Source organism: Microbaculum mangrovi, from assembly GCF_051390635.1.
Lineage (GTDB): Bacteria > Pseudomonadota > Alphaproteobacteria > Rhizobiales > Tepidamorphaceae > Microbaculum.
Genome location: NZ_JBPODT010000005.1, coordinates 210837 through 229989, shown reverse-complemented (window position 1 = coordinate 229989; position 19153 = coordinate 210837). Strand labels below are relative to the sequence as shown.

Sequence of the window (19153 nt, the reverse complement as noted above, 5' to 3'; positions counted from 1 at the left end):
GTGGATTCTGGTGGGGGCGCAATGGCTTCAGTCTGATCCGATTGGCTGGCAGCAAATCAACAATTGAGGACGATCAAAACCGGCGCGCTGACCTGGCATTCCCGCCATGCATCGTGCACGGTCTAAGGCGCTTTCGCCCGTGAGGGCGGAGGGCACACATCGACGTGCTCTATCGCGACAGGCGCCGATGAGGTCGCACGGCTTCGATCCTCGGATTCCGGAATGGACAGGAACGCAGTCAGACTTGTCCACCCGTATCCTGGCGCTCGCCCAAGTTTCCAGTTCCCTCTAAAAACCTATATACAGCAACGATATTGCTACCTATCTGAGGCGGCGTTCGGGGTCGCGATCGGCGGATACTATATCCTTTATACATAAAATAAGTTGACGCTCCTGGGGCGCGATGGTTCAATCTTTCCTGACACGGGCTGATTCAGCCTGCTCGCCAGCCGCGGCCCCGCTAACCGCAGAGACCTCGCAGATGAATTTTGACTTCTCGGAAGACCAGAAACAGCTCAAGCACGTCGTCAATCGACTACTGGCCGACAATTGCTCCGTCTCTGTTGTCCGTTCCGCGATGGAAAAGCACGATGGCGTCGACTGGGCCTTGTGGGAAACCGTGGCGGGCATCGGGCTGATGGGTACGAATATCCCGGAAGCCTATGGTGGAGCGGGGTTCGGTTATCTGGAGCTTTGCGTCGTCGCCGAGGAGTTCGGCCGGGCTCTCGCGCCCGTCCCGTTCGCCAGCAGTGTCTACCAGTTCGCCGAATACCTCGTGCATGGTGGTACGGAGACGCAGAAGTCCGAGTTGCTTCCGCAGGTGGCTGCCGGACAGCTCATCGGCACGGTCGCGCTCGATGGTGGGCGAGGGTACGGCGGCGTGCCGATGTCCTTCGCCAATGGCAGGCTGTCGGGCGTCTCTCCGATCGTCGTCGATGGCGGGTGCGCGAGCTGGGCCATCGTCAGGGCATTGGATACGCGGTTCGACCGGGACGGCCTGTTCCTAGTCAACCTCACGGCGCCCGGTGTTGCCCGCACGCAGGTGCAGCTGTTCGACCGGATGCACAAGGGCGTTCGCCTCGAGCTGTCTTCCGTGGAGGCCGAGCCCCTGGCCGTCAGCGGGCTTCTCGACCACGTTCGGGACGCGACAGCGGTGCTGCTTGCCTTCGAGCAGGTCGGGGGTGCGGAACGCTGCATCGAAATGGCCACCGAATACACGCGCCAGCGCTTTGCCTTCGGGCGGCCGGTAGGCTCGTTTCAGGCGATCAAGCACATGCTCGCCAATATGTTCATCACGGCCACGCTCGCGCGCTCGAACGCCTATTACGGGGCCTGGGCCCTGGCAACCGGGTCCGACGAATTGCCGGTGGCCGCCGCGACGGCCCGAGTCAGCGCGACCCATGCCTTTCAGGAGTGCGCGATGAACAACATCCAGGCCCACGGCGGCATCGGGTTCACCTGGGATATCGACTGCCACCTCTACTACAGACGGTCCAACTTTCTCGCGATCGCGTTGGGAGGCCTTTCCGACTGGGAAATCGCGCTCGTCGACAGGCTGTCCGCGCGTCCCCATTCGATCTGACGATTCCGAACAGAAGGACCCAGACAGTGGATTTCGACGATTCCCCCGAAGAAGCCGCATTTCGGCGCGAGGCGCGCGATTGGATCGAGGCGAATGCGCCGGTGGAGCACCTGGGCGCCTTGAAGCGCTCCGGCTTCGGCTTGCTGGAAATCGACGCGACCGAGGCCGAGAAGGTGGCCCTGGGGCGCGACTGGCAGCAAAAGAAATACGATGCCGGCTGGGGCTGCATCCATTGGCCCGAGGCCTATGGCGGGCGCGACGCGAGCCCCGTTCAGAACATCATCTTCCATCAAGAAGAGGGGCATTACGCGAAACTGACCGAGCGCCTCATCGTCGGCCTCAGCATGTGCGCGCCGACGCTGATGGTTCATGCCAGCGAGGACATCAACAAGACCCTGCTGCCCAGAATGGGGCGATCGGACGATATCTGGTGCCAGCTCTTTTCGGAGCCCGGCGCGGGCTCGGACCTGGCGGGAATCCGGACGCGGGCGGAAAGGACCGGCGACGGCTGGCGCATCAACGGACAGAAGATCTGGACCAGCGGCGCCCACTATTCGCAATGGGGCCTGCTTCTGACGCGCACGGATTCGGAGCTGCCGAAACACAAGGGGCTGACGATGTTCATCGTCAGGATGGACACGCCCGGCATCGAGGTGCGGCAGATCCGTCAGATGAGCGAGCAGTCCGGGTTCAACGAGGTGTTCTTCACCGACGTCCATATCCCGGACGAGCACCGTATCGGCGACGTCAACGATGGCTGGCGCGTCGCGCTGACGACGCTGATGAACGAACGCATGTCCGTCTCGACAACGATGACGACGGGGTTCGAGGAGCTGTTCGACTTCTGCCGAACCTGGCAGATCGACGGCAGGCCGGCGGTCGAGAACGATCTGGTCAAGGGGCGTCTGGCGTCCCTGGCGGTCCGCGCCAGCGGGCTCAAGTACACCTCGATGCGCGCGATCTCGGAGCTGTCCCAGGGCAATACGCCCGGTCCCGAAAACTCCGTGCTGAAGCTCGTGGCGGCGGCCGCGCGACAGGAGGCGGCCAAGTTCGCGCTGGATCTGCAGGGCAATATCGGGCTGGGGATCGGCGCCGACGCCTATGACGAAGGCCGGTTTCAGGCGATGCTCATGCGCGCTCCGGGAATGCGGCTCGAGGGCGGCTCCGACGAGATCCAGCGGTCGATCCTGGCCGAGCGCGTGCTGGGGATGCCGGGCGACCCCAGGGTCGACAAGGACATTCCCTTCTCCCGCGTGCCGACACGGTAACGCCGAGCCATGCGTGCCATGAGGGACGAGACGATATCGGGGCCGCTCGCCGACGTTCGCGTCGTCGAACTCGCCGCAATCGGTCCCGTCCCATTCTGCGGCATGATGCTGGCCGATCTCGGGGCGCGTGTTGTTCGCATCGATCGCAGTATGGCCGGCCCGATGGACCGATACGCGCCGGAAAATCGGGGCCGCACCGCGCTCGCGCTCGACCTGAAGTCAGAGGCGGGCCGGACACGCGCTCGCGACCTGATCGCTGGGGCCGATATCGTGATCGAAGGGTACCGTCCGGGCGTGATGGAGCGGCTTGGTCTCTGTCCCGAGGTCGTCCTTGCGGCCAATCCCGCGCTGGTCTACGGGCGCATGACCGGCTGGGGCCAGACCGGCCCCTACCGCGACGTCGCCGGCCACGACATCAACTTCATCGCCGTCTCGGGGGCGCTGCACGCAACCGGGCCGGCCGAGCATCCGGTTATCCCGCTAAACCTGGTCGGAGACTACGGCGGCGGCGCGATGCATCTGGTGGCCGGGGTGCTGGCGGCGCTGCATCACGCCCGGCGCACGGGCAGGGGCCAGGTCGTCGATTGCGCCATGAGCGATGCGGCGATCTCCCTGATGAGCATGATCTACCAGAAACGCGCGGAGGCCGAGTGGCGGGACAGCCGCGCCTCAAACGTCATCGACGGCGGCGCCCATTTCTACAATGTCTATCGGTGTCGCGACGGCGCGTGGATCGCGATCGGGGCGATCGAGGCGCGTTTCTATCGTCTGCTTCGCGAAAAGCTGGACCTGCAGGGTCCGCTGTTCGACCGGCAGCTCGATCGGTCGGCCTGGCCGGCGCTGAAGGCTCGGCTGTCCGAGATCTTCGCCCAGCGCACCCGAGCCGAATGGTGCGCGCTGCTGGAGGGCAGCGACGTCTGTTTCGCGCCGGTGCTGAGCATGGACGAGGCCGCCGAGCATCCCCACAACGTGGCGCGCGGCGCCTTCGTCGAACGCGATGGCAGGCTCACGACGGCGCCGGTGCCGCGGCTGTCGGCGACGCCGGCTTCGATCCGCCCGGGCGCGGCGGTCGGGCCGGCCGACACGGCCGAATTCCTGAAGGACTGGGCCATCCAATGACGATGATCGCGTGCAGGGGCGGCGGCACCATTTGCCGGCGCCGCAGGAGGAGTTGACCTTGGGTACGACATCCCGGAGGGGATATCTGGACGGCTACCGGGTCGTGGATCTCACCGATTTCAGGGGGCTCATGGCCGGACGGCTGCTTGCCGATCTCGGCGCCGAGGTGGTGGCGGTCGAGCCGCCCGGCGGCGCCGTCGCGCGAAACGAGCCGCCGTTGCTGGGCGCAACCGGGGTCTCCCGCCTCTGGGCCGCCCTGTCCCACAACAAGAAGAGCGTGACCTGCGATATCCGCAGCGAGGACGGCCGGGCGCTTCTTCTGCGGTTGTGTTCGGCGGCGGATTTCCTGCTCGTCTCCGGTACCAGGCAGGAGGTCGACGCCCTCGGCCTCGATGACGATACGCTGCGACCGCTCAACGACCGCCTGATCCATGTGACGATGACGCCGTTCGGCCGGACGGGGCCGAAGGCGAATTTCGCCGACAGCGATCTCGTCATCTGGGCGGCCTCGGGGGCGCTGGAACGCAACCGCGTCGACGGCCGCGTGCCCGTGCGCATCGGGACGTCCTACCAGGCGTATTTCCATGGCGCGTCGGACGCCGTCGTCGGCGCCCTGCTGGCGCTGGCCGAGCGCGCCCGGTCGGGGCGGGGGCAGGGGGTCGACATCTCCTTCCAGGAATCCCTGGTCGCCGCCAACCAGGGCCAGGGGCTCTATCCGCTGGTCAACGACGTGGCCGCCGGCCCCCAGGACGGCGTCACGATCTTCCCGACGGTCTGGAAGACCAGTGACGGCTACGTCCAGTTCACGCTGACGAGCGGACCGGCCACGGGGCATTTCAGCAACAACTTCATGGCCTGGGTCGCGGAAAGCGGGATGCTCGCCGACGATCTCGCGGCCTTCGACTGGCGCGACCTGCCGCAGACTTCCGGCTCCGGCCTGTCGGCAAGCGGCGCGACCAGGGAGAAGTACGCGGAGAAGGGCATGGGCGACAACGAGCGCGCCCGGATCGAAGAGGTCATCGCGTCGTTCTTCTCCACGCGCGGCACCGACGAGCTGCTGACCGCGGCGCGCGACAGGCGGCTGCTGCTGGCGCCGATCCTGTCGGTCGCGGACATCATGGCGAGCGAGCACCACGACGCCCGCGGCGCCTGGTTCCCGACGGGCGATGCCGACGCATCCGGCCCATGCCTGCCAGGGCGGTTCGCGCGCATCCGGCCCGAAGCCTTCGTCAATCATGGCGGCAGCGGTCCGGCAGGCGCGGCCAACGGCGATGTCTACGGCGGCTGGCTCGGGATGTCCGGCGACGAGGTGGCGCTCCTCCAGACCAACGGGGTGATCTGATGCGGGAAGCAGCATTGGCGGGCGTCAAGGTCGCCGATTTCTCATGGGTGCTGGCCGGCCCCACGGTGGGCAGGGCGCTCGCCGACCACGGTGCGACGGTGGTCCGGGTCGAGTCGGCCCGGCGGGTCGACCTGGCGCGCGCGCTGTCGCCCTTCACCGATGGCGAGTCACGGCCCGACAACTCGGCGCTGGCAAGCGACCTCAATGCCGGAAAGCTCGGTCTGGCGCTCGACCTTGCGATACCCGAGACCCGCGAAGTCGCCCGCAAACTGTGCGACTGGGCCGATATCGTCCTGGAATCGTTCAGCCCCGGGACGATGAAGGCCTGGGGCCTGGATTACGATTCGCTGCGCCGGTCGAACCCCGGCCTGATCATGCTGAGCACTACGTTGATGGGGAATTTCGGCCCGCTGTCGAAGCTTGCCGGCTTCGGCAGCGCCGGGTCCTGTCTGTCGGGGATACACAATGTCACCGGCTGGCCCGACATGGTGCCGACCGGCTATTGCGGCCCCTACACCGATTTCGTGGCGCCGAAGTTCAGCCTGATAGGGCTGCTGGCGGCGCTCGATCGCCGCGCCCGAACCGGCGAGGGCGCCTATATCGATCTGTCCCAGGTGGAAGCGGGCCTGCAATACATGGCCCTGGAAATCCTCGAGTATTCGACGAGCGGCAGCGTCGCCTCGCGGCAGGGAAACGCCGACCCCGCCCTATGTCCGAACGAGGTCTATGCCTGCGCCGCGCGTGATCAGCGCGAGCGCTATGTCGCGATTTCGATCCGGACACAGGCCGACTGGAAGGCCCTGATCGACGTGCTGGCGTTGTCGGGTATCGATGATCTGATCGATGTGGGCCTCGAGGCGCGCAAGGCGCACAGGGAGCGGATCGATGCCGCCATCGCCAGAGCGGTAGCCGACGAGCCAGCCGAGCGTCTCGAAGAGCGGCTCCAGAAGGCGGGAATCCCGGCCTACGTGGCGCTGCACGGTAGCGAACTGCCGCGCGATCCCCAGCTCAGGGAACGCAATCATTTCATTGCCGTGGAGCATCCCCGGCGCGGGCCGACGTACGTCGAGTCCACCCGCATCCAGCTATCGCAGACACCGGCTCGGCCCCGCGGTGCGGGGCCTGACATCGGCGAGCATCAGACGATGGTTCTCCAGGAAATTCTGGAGATTCCGGAGGATGTCATCCGTTCGTATCGGCAGGCTGGCGCATTTTTCTGAAAACAGACGAAAGGCAAAGTAACGTGGATATTCCCAAGTTCGAAACCCTTCTGCTCGAAGTGGACGGGCCTGTCGCGACGATCACTCTCAATCGTCCCGAAAAGCTCAACAGCATCAGCCTGACGCTGCGCGAAGAATTCCTTCGCGTGTTGGAGCTTTTGAATCCGGGCGATGCCATTCGCGTGGTTCGGCTGAAAGGCGCGGGGCGCGCGTTTTCGACGGGATACGATCTCGAGGGTGGTTACGACGTTATGTCGGGCCAGTCTCGACTATCAGTCGAAACTGAAGACGAGGTCAGTCGGCTAGGTGAGTCGTTCATCGCGCAGGATCGCGACAACCTGCGCCAGGTGACGGTCTGGCTTCATCGAATCCGGCGGTTCCGAAAGCCGATCGTTGCCCAGGTCCATGGGTACTGTCTCGCCGGCGGTCTCGACCTGATCGGCGTCTGCGATACGGTCATCGCCGCCGAGGACGCGCAATTCGGGCATCCGGCGTCGCGCGCGCTGGGCCTGCCCACCACGATCGGCCTGTTGCCGATCAAGGCCGGTCCTCTCAAGACCAAAGAGATGCTCTTCACCGGCGACAACATCAGCGGAACCGAGGCGCAGCAGTGGCAGATCATCAACCGGGCGGTGCCGGCTGACGAGCTCGACAAGCAGGCCATGAAATACTGCCGCCGTATCTCGCTGCTGCCCCTGGACATGCTGACCGTGCACAAGGACGTCGTGAACCGGTGGGTCGACAATATGGGATATGGACCGTCGGTCGACACGACCACCGATCTCAATACCATCTCGCACCAGAGCCCGTTCACCGCCGAGTTCATCCGCAAGGCGACGACGGAATCGCTCAAGGCGGCCCTGGATTGGCGCGATGGTCGCTTCAAGCGCCAGGCCGAGGAATGAAATCGGTCCGGCGCTGAACCGATTTTCCGATCGGACTGGATACGGAACAAGGGGATGGCCGACAGCGGCCATCCTCTATGCGCTATCGCCGAAGGCCGTGGAACAGCTCAGTCGCCCTTCGAAAGGGGGCAAGGCCCGAGCCTCCGCGGTGCCCGCCGAATGAATTGGAAGCCGAACTCCGAAGGTGTCAAACTCGCTTTTCGATTCGTGACCGAAAGCTTCCGGACACTACATCAACAGACTTCGGGAGACGGGAAGCGATTTTTTCCAAAGGCAGACAATGGCGCGCGCAAAGTCGAAACAATTAGCCGGCACCCCGCCAGCATCCATCCGTGTGAGGACCTGGCTTCGTATGGCCAGTCTCTACCGCATGGTGGACAAGCATCTGAAGAAAAAACTGAATACGGAGTTCGGCACCACGCTGGTGCGGCTCGATATTCTTTATACTCTGGATATGAATCCGGAGGGCCTGAGCATGGGGAGCCTGTCTTCGGAACTCTTCGTGACCAATGGCAACATCAGCGGCATCGTGAAGGATCTTTCGAAGAGTGGGCTCGTCGAGATGGCGCCGGCATTGACGGACCGCCGCTCCATGATCGTCACGATAACCGCCGAGGGGCAGGACTACATTAAAGATATCGTCGAAAGCCACCACGAATGGGTGGAAGACCTTTTGGCCGACATGTCGCAAACGCAATTGCTGCAGCTGTCGGAGCTTCTCCGTGCCTTGAAGAAGTCCGTCGCCCCCAAACTCGAAGACCGCCTCGCCCACGACGACTGATCAGCCTCTCGGGGGCAGTTCCGAGAGGCGACGAGGTTGCCCTCCCGGACGCCGGTCAGGCCGTCCGCTTGCGGCGCAGGAACGGCACGGCAATCGAAGCGATCAGCAGGACGGTCAGCACGAGGAAGGTCGCGCTGATCGGCCGCTCGATGAACGTCGCCATGTCGCCGCGCGAGAACAGCAGCGCGCGACGGAAGTGCTGCTCCAGCAGCGGCCCGAGAATGAAGCCCATCAGCATGGGCGCGGGCGGGTAGCCGTACTGGCTCATGATATAGCCGATGAGGCCGAACGCGATGACGACGTACACGTCGAACGCGCTGTTGTTGACGCTGTAGACGCCGACGCAGATGAAAAAGATGATCAGGGGAAAGAGCACCCGTTTGGGGACGGTGAGGATGCGGACCCAGACTCCGATCAGCGGGATATTCAGGATAAGCAGCATCAGGTTTCCGATCCAGAAGCTGACGACCAGGCCCCAGAACAGATCCGGATTGGTGGTGAAGAGTTCCGGTCGCGGGACGATGCCGTGTATCAGCATCGCGCCCATGAGGACGGCCATCGTCGCGTCGCCGGGAATGCCCAGCGCCAGGGTCGGGATGAACGCGGCCTGGGTCGAGGCGTTGTTGGCGGCTTCGGGGGCCGATATGCCCTCGATCGCACCGCGCCCGAACCGCTCCGGCGTTTTCGAGCTGCGCTTCTCGATCGCGTAGGCGAGAAACGCGGCAAGGGTCGGTCCGGCGCCGGGCAGCACGCCGATGAACGAACCGACGATGGAACCGCGCACGGTGGGCTTGACCGCGAGCCGCAGATCTTCGCGCGTCGGGATCAGGTCGCGCATCCGCACCTTCGAAATGGTGCCTTTCGGCCGCTCGGGCGTTCCGGCGTTCTTCAGGATCTCCGCGACCCCGAACAGCCCCATTGCCATGGCGACCAGATTGATGCCGTCCTGCAGGCGGAGCAGGCCGAACGTGTAGCGCACCTCGCCGGACGTGCTGTCGATGCCGATCGTGGAAAGCAGCAGGCCCGCCACCACCGCGAGTATGCCCTTGATCGGCGAGCCCAGCGACATCGTCGCCGCGGCGACGAGGCCAAGCAGCATGATCGAAAAGTACTCCGCCGAGGAGAACGCCAGCGCCATCTGCCCGAGCTTCGGCGCGAAGCTCATCAGCAACACGATTGCAAAGCAGCCGCCGGCGAAAGAGGTGATCGTGGTGATGAACAGGGCGACACCGCCACGGCCCTGTTTCGTCATCGGATAACCGTCGATGGCGGTGACCGCCGTGGTCGACGTGCCGGGCAGGTTCAGGAGGATGGAGGCGGTCGATCCGCCGTACTGCGCGCCGTAGAAGATGCCCGCCAGCATGATCAGGGCGCTCATCGGCTGCAGGTGGTAGGTGACGGGCAGGAGCATTGCGACGGCCGCCAGGGGGCCGATGCCCGGCAAGACCCCGATCAGCATGCCCACCGTGACACCTATCAGGCAGAACAGCAGGCCTTCGGTCGTTACCGCGGTCTGTATTCCAAGGCTGAGGCCGGAGATGAGATCCAAGGTGCTACCTTCCGAACGGTGTCAGGGGGATGCCGATGAGGATGACGAACAGGACGTATCCCCCGATCGCGGTGAGGGTGGCGACGATCAGGCCGTGCTTCCAGGTGTTGTCGGGCTGCGCCATGCCGGCGAGAAAGACCATCGGCATGGTGGCGAGGAAGAAGCCGGCCGTGTCGATGAGCAATGCCCATGTGACGATGCCCATGAGGATGAACGCCGTCGCGCGCGGATGCAGCCTTTCGGCCGGCTCGTCGTTCTCGCCGTCCTCGATGAACACGGAGATGACGGCGAGCAGCACCAGTCCGATGGACAGTGCAAGGGGCACGAAGCCGGCGCCCATACGCGTAATCGTACCTAGCGGATAGTCGACAAAGGCTTTCACGCCCGCGGCCACGCCCGCGATCGCGAAAACGCCGGCCACTATCCTGTTTCCGGTCACATGAGCGATCCATCCGGATCGCGTCGTTGGACCGCCACTGCTCTTGCGGATTTCGGTCATGGTTGTCCGTCCCAAATTGTCAACAGTTTAGATTTGCGAGATCGTGCTGGCAAGCGCCAAACATGCGCCGCGCTAGATCAATGTCGTTGTATTGCTAGGTTTCCGCCTGAATTCCCGGGAACTAAGGCGCGAAAGGACCCGTCAAATTTCCGCATAAGTGTTGACACTCACGCCCGATGGGCTAAAAATGTCGACACTTTTGAACTTCATGCAGGGCGGAGGTCGTCTCTATGACGAAAGCGCGTCGATTTCGCGAACTTCTGGGTGCCGATGACCTCGTCGTTTCGGTCGGAGCCTATGACGGCTACAGCGCACGGCTGATCGAGCAGGCCGGTTTCAAGACCGTGGCCACCACCGGGGCGGCCATCGCCAATGCGCGCCTGGGGCTGCCCGACATGGGGTACATGGGGCTGGCCGAGAATCTCGACCAGTGCCGCGCGATCGTCCGCGCCGTCTCGCTGCCGGTCACCTGCGACGCCGATACCGGCTACGGCAATCCGCTCAACGTGCATCACACGGTTCGCGAATTCGAGGCGATCGGCGCGGCCGGCATCAATATCGAGGACCAGATCAGCCCGAAGCGGTGCGGCCACATGAAGGGCAAGGAAGTCGTCTCGCGCGGCGAGATGGTGAAAAAGATCGAGGCGGCCTGCCTGGCGCGCCGGGACGACGATTTCGTCATCATCGCACGGACGGACGCCCTGGCCGTCGAGGGCTTGGAGCCGACCCTGGAGCGCATCAGGTCCTATGCGGGCGCGGGCGCGGACGTCATTTTCGCCGACGCGGTCGACAGCGAGGAGACCGTCAGGCAGGTGGTGGAGGCGGCCGGTGTCCCGGTTTCCGTCAATATGGGATTCGGCATCCGCGAGCGGCCGACCACGCCGCTGATCCCGCTGCCGCGGCTGAAGGAGCTCGGGGTCAGGCGGATCAGCCTGCCGCGCATGCTTCCCGCCGCCGCGATCATGGCCATGCGCAACGCCCTCGTCGTGATGAGGGAGGTCGTGGAAACCGGCGTCCCCGTCAACCGCACGGACATGCTCGCCGGCATCGACGAGATCTGGGAGCTGATGGGCTACAGCGACGCGCGTGATCTCGAAGACCGTCTTCTGACCCTCGAATCGCTCGACTCGAAGTACGGCCGCCCGTCCACCGCGGCCGAATGAGGTTTGACCACAACCAAACGGAGGAACTGCATGTTCAAGGTATTCAAGGCCCTTACCGCGGCCATCGCCCTCACGGCGGTGGCGGGTGCTGCATCGGCGCAGGATTATCCGAACCGCTCCATCTCTGTCATCGTTCCCTATTCGCCGGGCGGTACCGACACGCTCGCGCGCACGATCGCTCAGGGGCTTTCCAATGAGCTCGGGCAGACCGTCGTCGTGGAGAACAAGCCCGGCGCCGGCGGAACGGTCGGCGGCTCGTTCGTCGCGAACGCCGAGCCGGACGGCTACACCTTCCTCTTTGCCGTGAGCTCGGTCCAGACCGTTGCCCCCCATCAGCGCGATCTGCCCTACGGGTTCGACGCATTGCGTGGTGTCGCGCGCGTCTCGGTCGGCCCGAACGTCATGGCCGCACGCAAGGACGCGCCGTTCACGACCATGGAAGAGATGGTCGTCTACGCCAAGGAAAACCCGGGCGAGGTGAGCTATGGCAGCGCCGGAACCGGTGGCGCGACCCACATCGCCTCGGAGGCGGTTGCGCGTGCGGCCGACGTCGAGCTGTTCCACATCCCGTTCCAGGGCGTGACGCCGGCGGTTGCCGCGGCCGTGGCCGGTGAAGTCGATCTGGTGCTCGGGTTCGCGTCCGCGATCCTGCCGCAAGCGGAAGCCGGCAAAGTGACCGTGCTGGCGCAACTCGGCGAAGGTCGCGCCAAATTGCTACCCGACGTGCCGACGCTCAAGGAGAGCGGCATCGACCTCGAACTGCCGGTCAACATCGGCTTCTGGGCCCCGGCGGGAACGCCCGACGAGGTCGTGAACGCCTTTGCCGCGGCCGTCGAGAAAGTCATCACCAGCGATGAACTGCAGGAATACGGCAAGAAGACGCTCAGCGAGCTGCAGTTCGCCGGCCCCGCGGACTTCGATGCCATGCTGGCGAAGGAAGACGCCTTCTACGAGGAGCTTCTCTCGACCATCGACTTTTCGAAGTAAGTCCTTTCGACAACGAAGAAGCCCGCGCCTGGTGCGCGGGCTTCATTCACGCCTGCTTGTCTTCATCGAGCAGCGTCTGCAGCGTTTCCGTGGCGCGGGCGATATGGGCCTGCATCAGCGAAGCGGCGAGGTCGGCGTCACGCGCGCGCATCGCGCGAAGGATCTGCCAGTGCTCGGCATAGGCGTTTTCGCGACGGCCGGGCGTGCGTCCGGACTGCGAGCGGTACAGGCGCAGCAGGTAGTAGAGTTCGTCGCACAGCAGTGAGCGGATCCGCTCGTTGCCGCACCCCTCCGCAATTCTTACATGAATGTCGAGCGCGGGATGCCGGTTCTTGTTCTTGGTGCCGGTGAACTCCTCGAACAAGGCCTCGAGGGCCTCGTCGGACATGTTCAGGGTCGCAAGGCGGACGGACATCGCCTCGACGGCCTCGCGGAGCTGGAACACCTGCACCATGTCCTCGACGGTGAGCGAGATGACGCGGGCCTTCAGGTACGGTTCCTTGACGATCAGGCCGGTGCCCTGCATCCGCTTGACAGCCTCGCGCACCGGTCCACGGCTCACGCCCAGTTCCGCGGCCAGCCCAAGTTCGTTGACCGCGCCGCCCGGCGGGATGTCTCCCTCGAGGATCTTCGACAGAAGCGTCTCGAAGACCTCGTCAACAATGGTGCGCGCCGTGCGATCGAGCATCCGGACCTCGTCGTGTGTCAACAATTGAAGTTCGAAGTACCCCAATTCGCCGGATTTCTCAATGTTCATCCGCGCAAATGGGCGCGAAAATCAGGGAAGTGTTGACACTTTTCGGTGTGCCACTACAATGAACAGAAATGACGAACCGATCCTCCAAATCGCAAAGCGTGGTAACGAACCTGCCCGTGGATGGCCGGGGCGATCTTCATTGCGTGGACCTCAAAGGGCTGACGTCGGCGCGAACGGCACCACTGCCGCGATGCCTTCTGCCCGTTCTTGAAAACATTGCCGTCCAATCGCTGCACGAAGATGGGAATGCGGCTGAACTCGCCGCCGTGGCCGGCTGGTTGCCGGGCGATGGCGAACTTGTCGTCACCCTGGCGCCCAATCGGGTGATGTTCCCGGACAGCAGCGGCTTGCCCGCGCTTCTCGATCTGGCCGCGGCCCGGGACTATGCGGCGGAGCGGGGCCTGGACCCCGCGGCGATCGAGCCGGTGATCCCGGTCCAGCTGGTGATCGATCATTCGCTGATTGTCGACAGTTACGGCCGGCGGGATGCGATACGCATAAACGAGCGGCGCGAATTCGAACGCAATCGCGAACGGTACGCGTTCTTCAAGTGGGCCGAGCAGGCGTTCCGGAACCTCACGATCGTTCCTCCGGGCTCGGGGATCATCCATCAGGTTCACCTGGAAAAGCTCGCCGAACTGGTCGTTCAAAGGGACAGCCCGGCCGGCAAGCTCGTTCAGGCCGAATTCGTGATCGGCTGCGACTCGCACACGACGATGATCAACGCCATCGGCCTGCTGGCTTGGGGTGTCGGTGGCATCGACGGGGAAATGGCCGCGCTCGGCCTACCGTACTCAGTGCGGATACCGCGCATCGTCGGCGTCCGGCTGAAGAACCGGCTCGCGGCCGGCGCCATGCCGACCGATCTCGTTCTCGCAATCACCAAGAGGCTCCGCGATCACGACGTCGTGGGGGCCTTCGTAGAATTTTTCGGCGATGGGCTGGACCATCTGCCCGTGCCGGACCGCGCGACCATCGCCAACATGGCGCCGGAATACGGTGCTACCGTCGGGTTCTTCCCGATCGACGCGCACACGCTCGCCTATCTCCGGCAATCGGGCCGGTCGGACGATCACGTGCGCCTGGTCGAGGCGCACGCGCGCGCGACCGGGATGTTCCGCGATGTGGGTGATCCGGATGCCGAATACAGCGAGATCGTCGAGATCGATCTTGCGACGATTTCGCCGGCCGTGGCCGGTCCGCGCCGTCCGCAGGACCTCGTCCCGCTCGCCGCGTTGAAGGACAGCTTCCGCAAGAGCCTGACCGCGCCGCGTGCCGAAGGAGGCTTCGACGTGCCGGCGGACGAAGCGCAGAAACGCGTCGCCTTGAACCTACACGGAAACCATCACGAGCTCGGACACGGTGCGGTCGCCGTGGCGGCGATCACGTCGTGCACCAACACCTCCAATCCGACCGTGATGATAGCGGCCGGCCTGTTGGCGCGGAACGCGGTCGCGCGGGGGCTGACGGTGCCGCCGTGGGTCAAGACCTCCCTGGCGCCGGGATCGCGGCTCGTCACCGACTACCTGTCCGAACTGGATCTGATGCCGGCCCTCGAGGACCTGGGCTTCCATCTGGTCGGCTACGGCTGCACCACGTGCTCGGGCAAGTCCGGCCCGATCGATCCCGCGATCATGGAGGCGGTCGAGGATGGTGGCCTCGTGGCAGCCTCCGTCCTGTCGGGAAACCGCAACTTCGAGGGGCGAATTCACAAGAGCTGCCGCGCCAACTACCTGGCCTCGCCGCCGCTCGTCGTGGCGTTCGCGCTGGCCGGACGGGTCGACATCGACTTCGACACCGAACCCCTGGGCCATGATCGCGACGCAAACCCCGTCTTCCTGCGCGACCTGTGGCCGGCTCCCGGCGAAATCGAGGACCGTGTTTCCAGAAGCCAGAACCCGGACCGGTTCCGGTCCAGCTATGCCAGCGTCTTCGAGGGCTCGCCGTTCTGGGACGAACTGCCGTCGGCCCGCGGCGTGCTGTTCCCGTGGGATAGGGAGTCCACCTACATCAAGCGCCCGCCCTTCTTCGAGCTGGATGGCGAGGGAATGCCGGACGGGATCCGCGACGGCAGAGTCCTCGTGATGGCCGGCGATTTCACGACCACCGATCATGTGACGCCAAGCGGCGAAATCCTGGCCGACAGTCTCGCCGGCCGCTATTTGGTCGAGAACGGCGTCGCGCCAAAGGACTTCAATGCGGTGACCCAGCGCCGCGGCAATCATGAATTCATGGCGCGCATCACCTTCGCCAACCAGCGGATGCGCAATCTGCTTGTCCCGGACAAAGAGGGTGGCGTGACGCGCCTGGAGTCGCAAGGCGAACCGATGGCGATCTACGAAGCCGCCGAGACGATGCGCAACGATCGGCAGACGCCGATCGTGATCGCCGGGCGCAGCTATGGCATGGGCTCAAGCCGTGACTGGGCCGCCAAGGGACCGATGCTGCTCGGCGTGCGGGTCGTGCTGGCTGTTTCGTTCGAGCGAATTCACCGCTCCAACCTCATCAGCCTGGGTATCCTGCCGCTCTGCTTCAAAGCCGGCGAGACGGCCGAAACGCTCGGCCTGACCGGGTTCGAGACGTTCGAGTTCGCGGGCATCCGCAAGGCGCTCGAAGACGGCGCGCCGGTGACCGTCACCGCCAATCGGAACGGTGAAGTGATCCGCTTCGAGGCACGCGTCGATGTGGCGAGCGCGCACGAGCGCGACCTGCTGCTCGGGGGCGGCGTTTTCCGCAAGCTCGTCGTCTCGATGTCCGATCCCGCGCATTCGGCCAGCACTTCAGATTCGGCCAACACTTCGGATTCGGAAAGACACGCATGCTGACTCCAGTTTCCAACGAAACCGCCTGCCGCACCGTTCTCGACTATCTGCGCGCGATGGAAGCCCGCGATCTCGATGCGGCGCAGGGCTTTCTCGCCGCCGGCGCCGTGCTGGTGTTTCCGGGCGGACGGTGTCTGGCGTCGGTACACGAGGTCGCCGCAGGGTCGGCGCGGCGCTATCGCCACGTCGCCAAGACCATCGATCGGTGCGAGGCCTGGCCCACGGCGGATGGCGTTTCCGTACTCGTGACGGGAACGCTCTACGGCGAATGGGCGGACGGTGAGGCGTTCGACGGAATCCGGTTCATGGATCTGTTCGACCTGGCCGGCGACCGGATCACCGGCCAGTACGTCCTCAACGAAACGGCGGAATTTGCCATCAAGAGGAATTCCGGAGATCTCGGGAGCGGTTCATGACGTACGACCTGGTCCTGCAGGGCGGCGAGGTCGTCTTTCCCGGGCAAGGCGTCGAGCAGGCCACCCTGGCCGTGCGCGACGGGCGTATCGCGGCGGTTCTCGACGCGTCCGAAAAACCCGCCGCCCGGCGCGTTCTGGACTGCCGGGGCAAGCATGTGTTCCCGGGCCTGATAGACCCCCATACCCATATCGGCTTCGGCGACAAGGAAAACGACTGGGATACCGAGACCCGGACGGCGGCCTTGGGCGGCGTGACCGGTCTGATGAGCTTCTGGCGCGGCAATGAGTTGCTGCAGTCGACCGGGACCTGGCGTGCCGAAGCCGACAAGCGCGCGGCCGTGGATTTCGGGTTCCATTTCGGCATCACGTCGCACGCCCACGTGGCCGAGCTCGAGTCTGCGATGGCCACCCATGGGGTGCTGTCGATCAAGGTCTACCTGATGTACAAGGGGGCGACCGGGGCGGCGAAAGGCTTCACCGAAGTCGACGACGGTCTGCTCTATGCGGCATTGGCGATGGGGGCGAGCATTCCCGGTGCCGTGGTCGGCGTTCATTGCGAGAACACCGAGGTTATCCCCCTTTTCCGAGAGCCTCTGAAAAGCGCGGGGCGCGACGACCTGCGCGCCTGGGACGAGCAGTCGCCGGGCTTCCTGGAAACGGAAAACGTGTTCCGCGTGGCCTATTTCGGCGAGAAGGCGGGCTGTCCGGTCAATATCGTGCACATGTCGAGCGCCGAGAGCCTCGACCTGGTGCGCCGGATGCGCCATCCGAACCGACCGCCGATTCATGTCGAGACCTGCATCCACTATCTGAGCCTGTCGCATGACGAGCCGATCGGCGCGATCGGCAAGGTGAATCCGCCCTTGCGGTCCCAGGCCGATATCGACGGTCTGTGGGAAGGGGTGCGCGATGGCGCGATTTCGACGATCGGATCCGATCACGTGCCGCGCAAGCAGTCGACCAAGGGGCCCAGTATCTGGGAGGCTACCGCGGGGTTTCCCGGCATAGCGCAGATCCTGCCGGTTGTGATCGAAGAGGGGTATTTCAAGCGCGAGATCGCGTTGGAGACCCTCGCGGCCGCTACCAGCAGCAATGTCGCCGCGCTGTACCGGCTCCCCCGAAAGGGCCGTATCGCACCGGGCTACGATGCCGATTTCGCCGTCGTCAATCTGGATGGCGTGACGCAGGTGCAGGCGTCCGATTACCCGTCCAACTCGGATTACTCTCCCTACGAGGGAAGGCGGCTGCGCGGCCGGGTCGAGGCCACCGTTCTTCGCGGAACGGTTCTGGTCGACAACGGCCACTGGGTCGATGAGCACGCCCCGTCCGGCCGCTATCTCTTCAGGCGATAAGAAAGGTAACGCAATGACTGAACGCGTCTGGGACAAGTTCCTTACCGACAAGGACAAGCGGGTCTACCAACTGGCCGGCTACGGAAAACGCGGCGGCTTCGGAACCCGTCCTGCGCTCTTCATCATCGACGTGCAGTACAATTTCTGCGGCGATGCCCCGGGCGAAGACGTCGAGGACGGACTCAAGACGTACCGGACCCACTGCGGCGAAGCCGGGTGGAAGGCCGTGCCCCATATCGAGAGGCTGCTGAAGCTCGCACGGGCGAAGAACCTGCCGGTCTTCTATACCCAGTCGGAGCGTCGCCCGGACATGATCGACAGTGGTGTCCAGGTCGGCAAGAACCACCGGGGCGGCGAGAAAACGGGCATCGAGGGAACCCACGCCACCCAGACCGTGGCGCCGATCGCCCCCGAGCCGCAGGACATCCTGATCGGGAAGCGCAAGCCGTCGGCCTTTTTCGGCACGCTGTTCATGAGCCACCTGAATTTTCTCGACGTCGACACGCTCATCCTGACCGGCTGCACGACGTCCGGCTGCCTGCGTGCGACGGCCGTGGATGCCTATTCGTATAACTTCAAGGTCGTCATCCCGGAGGAGACCGCCTTCGACCGGTTCGAGGCGAGCCACGCCATCAACCTGTTCGACCTGAACTGCAAATATGCCGACGTCATCCCGGTCGACGAGGTCGCCGACTATCTCCAGACGGTCGACGGGCGCGAGGCGGCATAGGATTGCCCGGAATGGCCCCGTCCATCCAGGGATGGACGGGGTCGATCCAGCGTAGGGATGGCGCGGCCCCGCGGCAATCGCAGAGCGCCGCGCCGACTATTCCCGCCGACCGGATTCGGCCAGATCGTTCCATACCTTCTGGTCGGCGAGCAGGCCGTCGCGGATCGTGAACCGGTCGATGAAACGGATGCCGCTGAAGGCGGCGCCGTCCAGCCACTCGCCCGACAGTGTGCCGAAACAATAGACGACCGGGCCGTCGGCGTCGGCGGCGACGTCAAAGCGCTCATAGGTCTTCCGCACGAAGCGGTAGCGCTCCCGTGCCCATTCGACCAGCTGCTTGAGCCGGCCGAACTCGGCGCCGCCGGGAAAGGTCATGCGGAAATCGTCGGCCAGGAACGCCCTGGCGCCGTCCAGGTCGCGCGCTTCCATCGCCGCGAGAAAGGCGCCGACGAGGTCGACGGGATCGGCCAGCGGTTTGCCGGGCTGCCGCCGCTGCCGGCCGCGCATGTAGCTTTCGGCCTTCACCTCATGGATCGCAACCGTCACGCCGTCGAGAGGCGCCGCGATGACGGTGCGAACCGCATCCGTCAGGCGCTCGCCCAGACGCGTCCTGGTCTCGGCGTCGTATCCCTCGATCAGCGTCAGTTCGATTACCGGCATT

Annotated in this window: 17 protein-coding genes; 13 read left to right on the top strand and 4 right to left on the bottom strand. The window is 64.7% G+C overall.

Annotated elements, in window-relative coordinates; all coding sequences use genetic code 11:
- The first annotated feature begins 481 nt into the window (after positions 1–481).
- The 7 genes from ACSF9G_RS21800 to ACSF9G_RS21770 all read left to right on the top strand — a co-directional run bounded on the left by ACSF9G_RS21800 (position 482) and on the right by ACSF9G_RS21770 (position 8217).
- Entirely contained in the window at positions 482–1582 is a 1101-nt protein-coding gene (locus tag ACSF9G_RS21800) for an acyl-CoA dehydrogenase family protein (RefSeq protein ID WP_436644258.1), read from the top strand.
- Between the two features lie 26 nt (positions 1583–1608).
- The gene (locus ACSF9G_RS21795; protein ID WP_436644257.1) at positions 1609–2850 is read left to right on the top strand and encodes an acyl-CoA dehydrogenase family protein; all 1242 of its coding nucleotides are present in this window, start codon (positions 1609–1611) and stop codon (positions 2848–2850) included.
- A gap of 9 nt (positions 2851–2859) precedes the next feature.
- Positions 2860–3969 (top strand): CaiB/BaiF CoA transferase family protein, encoded by a 1110-nt coding sequence (locus tag ACSF9G_RS21790; protein ID WP_436644256.1) that lies wholly within the window; start codon positions 2860–2862, stop codon positions 3967–3969.
- A 58-nt stretch (positions 3970–4027) separates the two neighbouring features.
- Positions 4028–5311: a CoA transferase gene (locus ACSF9G_RS21785; RefSeq protein WP_436644255.1), complete on the top strand. Its 1284-nt coding sequence runs from the start codon at positions 4028–4030 to the stop codon at positions 5309–5311.
- Positions 5311–6531, top strand: a complete 1221-nt coding sequence (locus ACSF9G_RS21780) for a CaiB/BaiF CoA transferase family protein (RefSeq protein ID WP_436644254.1) — start codon at positions 5311–5313, stop codon at positions 6529–6531. The genes ACSF9G_RS21785 and ACSF9G_RS21780 overlap by 1 nt, the downstream gene beginning before the upstream one ends.
- A 23-nt stretch (positions 6532–6554) precedes the next feature.
- Positions 6555–7436 (top strand): enoyl-CoA hydratase-related protein, encoded by an 882-nt coding sequence (locus ACSF9G_RS21775; protein ID WP_436644253.1) that lies wholly within the window; start codon positions 6555–6557, stop codon positions 7434–7436.
- 352 nt (positions 7437–7788) lie between these two features.
- Positions 7789–8217 carry a MarR family winged helix-turn-helix transcriptional regulator gene (locus tag ACSF9G_RS21770; RefSeq protein WP_436644252.1) on the top strand — a complete coding sequence of 143 codons (429 nt, stop codon included), beginning with the start codon at positions 7789–7791 and terminating at the stop codon, positions 8215–8217.
- Positions 8218–8272: 55 nt separating this feature from the next.
- On the opposite strand, the gene ACSF9G_RS21765 is transcribed toward ACSF9G_RS21770, so the two are convergent.
- Both ACSF9G_RS21765 and ACSF9G_RS21760 read right to left on the bottom strand, forming a co-directional pair.
- On the bottom strand, positions 8273–9766 hold the full coding sequence (locus ACSF9G_RS21765; RefSeq protein ID WP_436644251.1) for a tripartite tricarboxylate transporter permease: 1494 nt from the start codon (positions 9764–9766) through the stop codon (positions 8273–8275).
- 4 nt (positions 9767–9770) lie between these two features.
- Entirely contained in the window at positions 9771–10187 is a 417-nt protein-coding gene (locus ACSF9G_RS21760; protein ID WP_436644250.1) for a tripartite tricarboxylate transporter TctB family protein, read from the bottom strand.
- Between the two features lie 308 nt (positions 10188–10495).
- Here ACSF9G_RS21760 and ACSF9G_RS21755 point away from each other — a divergent pair, with 308 nt between their 5' ends.
- Together ACSF9G_RS21755 and ACSF9G_RS21750 are read left to right on the top strand one after the other, a co-directional pair.
- Positions 10496–11428, top strand: coding sequence for an isocitrate lyase/PEP mutase family protein (locus ACSF9G_RS21755; RefSeq protein ID WP_436644249.1), 933 nt, complete (start codon positions 10496–10498; stop codon positions 11426–11428).
- Between the two features lie 30 nt (positions 11429–11458).
- Complete coding sequence (locus tag ACSF9G_RS21750; RefSeq protein WP_436644248.1) at positions 11459–12415, top strand: Bug family tripartite tricarboxylate transporter substrate binding protein; 957 nt, start codon at positions 11459–11461, stop codon at positions 12413–12415.
- Between the two features lie 46 nt (positions 12416–12461).
- On the opposite strand, the gene ACSF9G_RS21745 is transcribed toward ACSF9G_RS21750, so the two are convergent.
- A complete protein-coding gene (locus tag ACSF9G_RS21745; RefSeq protein ID WP_261617258.1) occupies positions 12462–13103 on the bottom strand; it encodes a GntR family transcriptional regulator in 642 nt (213 codons plus the stop codon).
- A 137-nt stretch (positions 13104–13240) separates the two neighbouring features.
- Between ACSF9G_RS21745 and acnA the strand changes: the two genes are divergently transcribed.
- The 4 genes from acnA to ACSF9G_RS21725 are packed head-to-tail and all read left to right on the top strand — an operon-like array spanning position 13241 to position 18492.
- Positions 13241–15997, top strand: a complete 2757-nt coding sequence (acnA, locus tag ACSF9G_RS21740; RefSeq protein ID WP_436644247.1) for an aconitate hydratase AcnA — start codon at positions 13241–13243, stop codon at positions 15995–15997.
- Positions 15991–16410, top strand: coding sequence for a nuclear transport factor 2 family protein (locus tag ACSF9G_RS21735; protein WP_436644246.1), 420 nt, complete (start codon positions 15991–15993; stop codon positions 16408–16410). The genes acnA and ACSF9G_RS21735 overlap by 7 nt, the downstream gene beginning before the upstream one ends.
- On the top strand, positions 16407–17762 hold the full coding sequence (locus ACSF9G_RS21730; protein ID WP_436644245.1) for a dihydroorotase: 1356 nt from the start codon (positions 16407–16409) through the stop codon (positions 17760–17762). The genes ACSF9G_RS21735 and ACSF9G_RS21730 overlap by 4 nt, the downstream gene beginning before the upstream one ends.
- A 13-nt stretch (positions 17763–17775) precedes the next feature.
- A complete protein-coding gene (locus tag ACSF9G_RS21725) occupies positions 17776–18492 on the top strand; it encodes an isochorismatase family protein (RefSeq protein WP_436644244.1) in 717 nt (238 codons plus the stop codon).
- Between the two features lie 96 nt (positions 18493–18588).
- Here the strand turns inward: ACSF9G_RS21725 and ACSF9G_RS21720 are convergent, their stop codons facing one another.
- Entirely contained in the window at positions 18589–19152 is a 564-nt protein-coding gene (locus ACSF9G_RS21720; RefSeq protein ID WP_436644243.1) for a tautomerase family protein, read from the bottom strand.
- Position 19153 lies beyond the last annotated feature (1 nt).

Excerpts from the sequence above, each read along its gene's own strand:
- ACSF9G_RS21800 (WP_436644258.1), top strand. The coding sequence starts at position 482 with ATGAATTTTGACTTCTCGGAAGACCAGAAACAGCTCAAGCACGTCGTC.
- ACSF9G_RS21790 (WP_436644256.1), top strand. The coding sequence starts at position 2,860 with ATGCGTGCCATGAGGGACGAGACGATATCGGGGCCGCTCGCCGACGTT.
- ACSF9G_RS21780 (WP_436644254.1), top strand. The coding sequence starts at position 5,311 with ATGCGGGAAGCAGCATTGGCGGGCGTCAAGGTCGCCGATTTCTCATGG.
- ACSF9G_RS21770 (WP_436644252.1), top strand. The coding sequence starts at position 7,789 with ATGGCCAGTCTCTACCGCATGGTGGACAAGCATCTGAAGAAAAAACTG.
- ACSF9G_RS21755 (WP_436644249.1), top strand. The coding sequence starts at position 10,496 with ATGACGAAAGCGCGTCGATTTCGCGAACTTCTGGGTGCCGATGACCTC.
- ACSF9G_RS21750 (WP_436644248.1), top strand. The coding sequence starts at position 11,459 with ATGTTCAAGGTATTCAAGGCCCTTACCGCGGCCATCGCCCTCACGGCG.
- ACSF9G_RS21745 (WP_261617258.1), bottom strand. The coding sequence starts at position 13,103 with ATGCTCGATCGCACGGCGCGCACCATTGTTGACGAGGTCTTCGAGACG.
- acnA (WP_436644247.1), top strand. The coding sequence starts at position 13,241 with ATGACGAACCGATCCTCCAAATCGCAAAGCGTGGTAACGAACCTGCCC.
- ACSF9G_RS21735 (WP_436644246.1), top strand. The coding sequence starts at position 15,991 with ATGCTGACTCCAGTTTCCAACGAAACCGCCTGCCGCACCGTTCTCGAC.
- ACSF9G_RS21730 (WP_436644245.1), top strand. The coding sequence starts at position 16,407 with ATGACGTACGACCTGGTCCTGCAGGGCGGCGAGGTCGTCTTTCCCGGG.
- ACSF9G_RS21725 (WP_436644244.1), top strand. The coding sequence starts at position 17,776 with ATGACTGAACGCGTCTGGGACAAGTTCCTTACCGACAAGGACAAGCGG.
- ACSF9G_RS21720 (WP_436644243.1), bottom strand. The coding sequence starts at position 19,152 with ATGCCGGTAATCGAACTGACGCTGATCGAGGGATACGACGCCGAGACC.